The sequence below is a fragment of the Pedobacter glucosidilyticus genome, assembly GCF_002483235.1.
GTDB lineage: Bacteria > Bacteroidota > Bacteroidia > Sphingobacteriales > Sphingobacteriaceae > Pseudopedobacter > Pseudopedobacter glucosidilyticum_B.
On the sequence record NZ_DLHN01000042.1, the window covers coordinates 1 to 3,051 of the forward strand.

Below are 3,051 nucleotides of genomic sequence, written 5' to 3' on the forward strand. Positions count from 1 at the left end.
TACGGAACTTCGGATGGTTTCTCTTTACGTTTATTAGATAAAGGTAGTGATGTAGATTATCAAGAATTTGATAAAATTAATGCCGAGTTTTTAGCCGCTCTAAAAGAAAGAAAAGAACTAAGTGGTTTGTTTTCTTTTTATTCTGCCAAATATCCGCAGTATGAAATTTTAGTTGATAATGAGCTAGCCATGCAAAAAGGAGTTTCTGTAGGAGATGCTATGGAAAATCTAAACGTGATGATTGGTAGTACCTACGAGCAAGGTTTCATCCGTTTTAACAACTATTATAAAGTTTATACCCAAGCAGGTCCTGAGTTTAGGAAACAACCATCAGACATCCTAAACATGTTTATCAAGAACGAGAGCGGCGAAATGGTCCCTTATTCTGCATTTATGAAGATTAAGAAAACACAAGGTCCAAATGAAATAGCTCGTTATAATTTGTATATATCGTCTTTAATAAGTGGTGTTCCGGCAAGTGGTTATTCATCCGGAGATGCTATTGAAGCTATTAAAGAAGTAGCTGCCAAAACCTTACCTCGTGGTTATGATATTGCTTGGGAAGGGCTTTCTTATGATGAAGCAAGAAGAGGAAACGAAGCTTTGTATTTATTCTTGGTAGTATTATTCTTTGTTTATCTGATTTTAGCAGCACAATACGAAAGTTTTATTCTGCCTTTAGCAGTTTTACTATCGCTCCCTCCGGGTATATTTGGTTCTTTTTTCTTGTTAAAAGCCATGGGCTTAGCCAATGATGTTTATGCACAAGTTGGACTAATTATGCTGGTTGGTTTGTTAGGGAAAAATGCCGTACTAATTGTAGAATTTGCTGTCCAGAAACATCATAAAGGTGCTACTGTACTAGATGCTGCTATAGAAGGGGCAAAAGCTCGTTTTAGGCCAATATTGATGACATCTTTTGCCTTTATTGCAGGTTTAATTCCGCTTGTAATAGCTACTGGTCCTGGTGCAGTGGGTAACCATACCATAGGCGCATCTGCCTTAGGGGGCATGCTTTTCGGAACCATCTTCGGTGTCATCATTGTGCCTGGCCTTTATTTCATTTTTGGTAAGCTACAAGAAGGTAAACATCTGATTAGAGATGAAGATGAAAACCCATTAAGTGAAGACTTTGTAGAAAGCCATTCTGAATCTGCGTTAAGCAAAAAAATCCAAAAAATTATTAAACGCATTACAAATAAAAAAGACCATGAAAGTAATAACTAAATACGTGTTACTTGTCATCTGTATGGTATGGCTTGGTGCGTGTAAAGTACCTGCTATTAGCAGTAAACAAGAAAATAAATCAACTCCTGTTAGTTATGTCAATTCTCAGGACACCTTAAATACAGCAAAAATTAAATGGAAAAGCTATTTTAAAGATCCTTTCTTAGTAGCACTTATTGATACTGCACTTTCTAATAATCAAGAGTTAAACATCACTTTACGTGAGATAGAAATAAGTAAAAATGAGGTAAGAGCTAGAAAAGGAGAATATTTGCCATTTATAAACATAGGAGCTGCTGCAGGCTTAGACAAGGCTGGTAAATTTACTTGGGATGGTTTCTCTGAAGAGGATTTAAAAGATAATCCGGATAGAGGGCCTAAATACGTTGGAGATTTTAAAATAGGTTCCTTTTTGTCTTGGGAGTTAGATGTTTGGAAAAAGCTTCGTAACGCAAAAAAGGCAGCAGTTTTAAGATATTTAGCAACTGTGGAGGGGAGAAACTTCATGGTTACTAACCTTATATCTGAAATAGCCAGTTCTTATTATGAGTTAATGGCGCTAGATAATTTATTGGGAATTATACAGCAAAATATAGCCTTGCAGGATAATGCGCTTCAAATTGTTAAACTACAAAAAGAAGCAGCAAAAGTATCTCAGTTAGCGGTAAATCGTTTTGAGGCACAATTGCTATATACCAAAAATTTGCAATTTGAGATTCAGCAAAAACTTATAGAAACAGAAAATAGAATTAATTTCTTAACCGGACGCTTCCCACGAAGAATTCAGCGTAATGGCGCAGCGTTTAATAACCTAGAAATCAATGCTGTTTCCGTAGGTATACCTTCTCAATTGTTAGAAAACAGGCCAGATATTCATCAAGCTGAGTTAGAACTTGCAGCAGCTAAACTAGATGTAAGAGCTGCAAAAGCTAATTTTTATCCTTCGTTTAGCTTGCAAGCAGGTATTGGTTTTCAAGCTTTTAATCCAAGTTACTTGTTAAAACCAGAATCAATTCTTTGTAACCTAGCTGGTGATTTAGTAGCACCGTTAGTAAATAAGAATGCGATAAAAGCAACCTATCTTAATGCCAACGAGAAGCAAATACAAGCCGTTTATAATTATGAGCGTTCTATCTTAAACGCTCATATAGAAGTGGTAAATCAGCTTTCAAGAATAAATAACTACACCAAAAGTTATGAAACTAAAGCAAAGGAAGTTGATATTTTAACACAATCTATCACCATTTCAAACAGTTTATTTAGTTCTGCTAGGGCAGATTATATAGAGGTTTTATCAACCCAAAGAGAAGCTTTAGATGCTAAAATAGACTTGATAGAAATTAAGTTGAAACAGCTAGATGCACAAGTAAATGTTTACAAAGCATTAGGCGGCGGTTGGAATTAATTTCTAACTTTTAATAAAAAGAGGCTGTCTCCAATCAACATTTTGTATCAGGCTGAGCGGAGTCGAAGCCTTTTCTGAGTATATCAGAGAACATTTCGACTCCGCTCAATGTGACAAATATGATTTTTGAGACAGCCTCTTTTTTATTTAATGATGTTTAGCATGTAATTTTTTATCGAGCCAATAAGTAGCTTTAGTGGTTAATATACCTATTCCGGCTCCAGTAATTACATCACTAAAATAATGTCTGTTATTATACATTCTAAAAGCTCCAGTTGCTCCGGCAGCTAAATATCCGCTGTAGCTTAAAATAGGTGCTGTATGTTTAAATTCTTGATGTAAAATTTCAGCGCCTACAAAAGCTGTTGCGGTATGCCCAGATGGAAAAGAATTTTTAGCGCTAGCATCTGGTCTTAATA

3 protein-coding genes are annotated in these 3,051 nt (G+C 35.6%); 2 read left to right on the forward strand and 1 reads right to left on the reverse strand.

The window, feature by feature from the left end; translation table 11 throughout:
* The coding region (locus B2745_RS16905) for an efflux RND transporter permease subunit (protein ID WP_304069056.1) at positions 1–1,227 on the forward strand (1,227 nt) is incomplete at its 5' end.
* Entirely contained in the window at positions 1,211–2,632 is a 1,422-nt protein-coding gene (locus B2745_RS16910; RefSeq protein WP_304069057.1) for a TolC family protein, read from the forward strand. The genes B2745_RS16905 and B2745_RS16910, both read left to right, overlap by 17 nt.
* A gap of 147 nt (positions 2,633–2,779) precedes the next feature.
* Here B2745_RS16910 and B2745_RS16915 read toward each other — a convergent pair.
* Positions 2,780–3,051 (reverse strand): phosphatase PAP2 family protein (locus B2745_RS16915; RefSeq protein ID WP_304069058.1); only part of this gene is annotated, 272 nt, incomplete at its 5' end.

Excerpts from the sequence above, each read along its gene's own strand:
- B2745_RS16910 (WP_304069057.1), top strand. The coding sequence starts at position 1,211 with ATGAAAGTAATAACTAAATACGTGTTACTTGTCATCTGTATGGTATGG.